Source organism: Vulcanococcus sp. (genome assembly GCF_044369115.1).
Lineage (GTDB): Bacteria > Cyanobacteriota > Cyanobacteriia > PCC-6307 > Cyanobiaceae > Vulcanococcus.
On record NZ_JBIPMN010000297.1, the window covers coordinates 1 to 2,739 of the forward strand.

The 2,739-nt window shown below is 64.3% G+C and carries 3 protein-coding genes; all 3 read left to right on the forward strand.

Features of this window, described 5'->3' with window-relative positions; all coding sequences use genetic code 11:
* The first annotated feature begins 186 nt into the window (after nt 1–186).
* Complete coding sequence (locus tag ACIQ2E_RS15370; RefSeq protein WP_398332400.1) at nt 187–735, forward strand: TRAP transporter small permease subunit; 549 nt, start codon at nt 187–189, stop codon at nt 733–735.
* A 6-nt stretch (nt 736–741) separates the two neighbouring features.
* Nucleotides 742–2,070, forward strand: a complete 1,329-nt coding sequence (locus tag ACIQ2E_RS15375; protein WP_398332402.1) for a TRAP transporter large permease subunit — start codon at nt 742–744, stop codon at nt 2,068–2,070.
* Between the two features lie 9 nt (nt 2,071–2,079).
* Nucleotides 2,080–2,739, forward strand: a 660-nt coding sequence (locus ACIQ2E_RS15380; RefSeq protein ID WP_398332404.1) for a gamma-glutamyltransferase, incomplete at its 3' end; no start/stop codon positions are given.

Here is a 2,739-nt window from a genome sequence, read left to right on the forward strand (position 1 = left end):
TGCCCGACTCGGTCATCAAGGCCCTGCGCACCGAGACCGACAAGGTGCTGGCTGAAGCCGCCGCCAAGGATCCGCTCGTGAAGAAGGTGCATGACTCCTACATGGGCTTCAAGGCGAAGTTTGACCGGTGGAGTGAAATCAGCGAAGAGGCCTATCACGTCAAGGTCCGCGGCTGATCGGTCGACCATGAGCACCCCACCGCCCTTGGAGGGGTGGACCCTGCGCGTCGAGCGCTTCATCGACGCGGTGGGCCACCTCACGCTCTGGATTGCCCTGGGCATGATCGCCCTCGTGGCCACCAATGTGGTTCTGCGCTACACGATGAGCCTGGGCTCGGTGTGGGCGCAGGAACTTGAGTGGCATCTGCTGGCCGCGCTCATTCTCTTGGGCATGTCCTATGCCCTGCAGCGCGGGGACAACGTGCGCGTGGATGTGTTCTACGCCGGCTACTCGCCGCGCAAGAAGTTCGTCGTGGATGTGGTTTCGCTGCTGCTTCTTCTGGCGGTCTCTCTGCTTCTGATCAAGCTCAGCATCCCGTACGTCAGGCAGGCCTGGGCGATCAATGAAGTTTCGCCCGACCCCGGCGGTATCCCGATGCGCTGGTTCATCAAGGCCTTCATCCCTTTGGGCTATGTGCTGCTCGTGGTGCAGTGCTTGGCCGCCCTGGCCCGCTGCTGGCTCACCGAGCAGGCGCGGCGTCAAGCCACGCCTCATACCCCTGCAACTGCAGCCTGACCGCCGATGTTCGAACCCCAAACCCTTGCCTTGCTGATGCTGGCAGCCTTTTTTGTGCTGCTGATGATCGGCATCCCCGTGGCCACCACGCTGGCGGTGGTGGGCTTCGTCTTCGGCTGGCTCGGCTTTGGAGACGGCCTGTTCAACCTGCTGCCCGCGCGCTTCTACGGCATCGTGGCGGGTTACCAGTGGATGGCCATTCCGCTGTTCGTCTTCATGGGCGTGATGCTGGAGAAGAGCCGACTCGCCGACGACCTGCTGGACGTGATGGGCCTGGTGGCTGGCGGCGTGCGTGGCGGCATGGGCGTGGGCATCATCCTGTTTGGCGTGTTGATGGGAGCGACCACCGGCATCGTGGGCGCCACCGTCATCACCTTGGGCCTGCTCACCCTGCCCACCCTGATTCGGCGGGGCTACGACAAGGGCATCGCCTGTGGTGCCATCTGCGCATCGGGCACTTTGGGCCAGATCATCCCGCCCAGCCTCATCCTCATCCTGCTGTCCGACATCATGCAGTTGAGTGTGGGCACGCTGTTCGCGGCGGCGGTAATGCCGGGTCTGATGCTTGCGGGCCTGTACATCGTGTATCTGCTGGTGCGCGGGTGGATGAACCCGAATCTGATGCCGCCCATTCCGCTGGAAGAGCGCTTGCAGGTCAGCCGTCAGGAGCTCTTCAAGCGCTTCTGGAAGGTGGTGGTGCCGCCCATCCTGTTGGTGGTGGCGGTGCTGGGGGCCATCGTCGGTGGCGTGGCTGCGCCGACGGAAGCCGCTTCAATGGGCGCGGTGGGTGCGGTGCTCATCACCATCGGTGCGCGGCGCTTTTCGCTGAGAGTTCTGAAGGACGTGGCCCTGGAGACCTCCAAGATCACCGCCATCATGATGTTCATCCTGATGGCTGCGCAGGTCTTCGCCCTGGCCTTCCGCGGCCTTCAGGGAGAAGAGCTCATCACCAAGATGTTCGATCTGCTGCCTGGCGGGGTGAACAGCGACATCTGGTTCATGATGTTCCTGATCTTCATCTTGGGCTTCTTCATCGAGTGGATCGAGATCAGCTATATCGCGGTGCCTTTGTTCATGCCGGTGCTGATTGCGCAGGGGGTGGATCCGGTGTGGCTGGCCATGCTCATCACAGTGAACCTGCAGTCCTCGTTCCTCACGCCGCCCTTCGGCTGGGCCCTGTTCTATCTGAAAGGGGTGGCGCCGCCCGAAGTCACCATCAAGGACATCTACCGTGGCGTGGTGCCCTTCATCATCCTGCAAGGGGTGGCCCTCGCGCTCGTGTTCTTCTATCCCCAGATAGCCCTGTGGCTGCCCAAGGCGATCGGCTGGGACTAGGATCGAACCATGCAATCCACCATGGGCACCCGCGGCATCGCCGTCGCCCCCCATTCCCTGGCCGCGCAATCAGCGCTGGATGTGCTGCGCGAAGGCGGCAATGCGCTGGAGGCCATGATCGCCGCGGCGGCCACGATTGCGGTCGTGTATCCCCACATGAACGCCATCGGCGGTGATGGTTTCTGGGTCATTCGCGGCCCGGGGGGAGTGCCTGGCGGTATCGATGCCAGCGGGCGCAGTGCTCGGGCGGCCACGCGCGAGTGGTATGCCAAGCGCGGCATCACGGGCAGCATCCCCTTTCGCGGCGGCATGGCCGCGCTCACCGTGGCAGGCACTGTCTCGGGTTGGGGAGCGGCCCATCGGCTGTCGCAGCAGTCCCTGGGCGGTCGACTGCCGCTTTCTCGCTTGTTGGCCGATGCCATCCACCATGCCCGCAGCGGCATGCCCACGACACTCAGCCAAAGCGCGCTCACGGCGGCCAAGCGGACGGACATCGAGCACGCGGCGCCTGGTTTTGCCGAGACTTTCCTGCCGGGTGGGCAGCCTCCCGTGGTGGGCAGCCTCTTCAAGCAGCCGCGGCTGGCGCGCACGCTTGAGCGCATCGCCGCCAAGGGCACCGACGGGTTCTACCGCGGCGCGCTGGCCCGAGAAATGGCCGCTGAACTGAAG

Bases quoted from the DNA above. Each gene is read 5' to 3' on its own strand.
- ACIQ2E_RS15375 (WP_398332402.1), top strand. From the start codon at position 742: ATGTTCGAACCCCAAACCCTTGCCTTGCTGATGCTGGCAGCCTTTTTT.
- ACIQ2E_RS15370 (WP_398332400.1), top strand. From the start codon at position 187: ATGAGCACCCCACCGCCCTTGGAGGGGTGGACCCTGCGCGTCGAGCGC.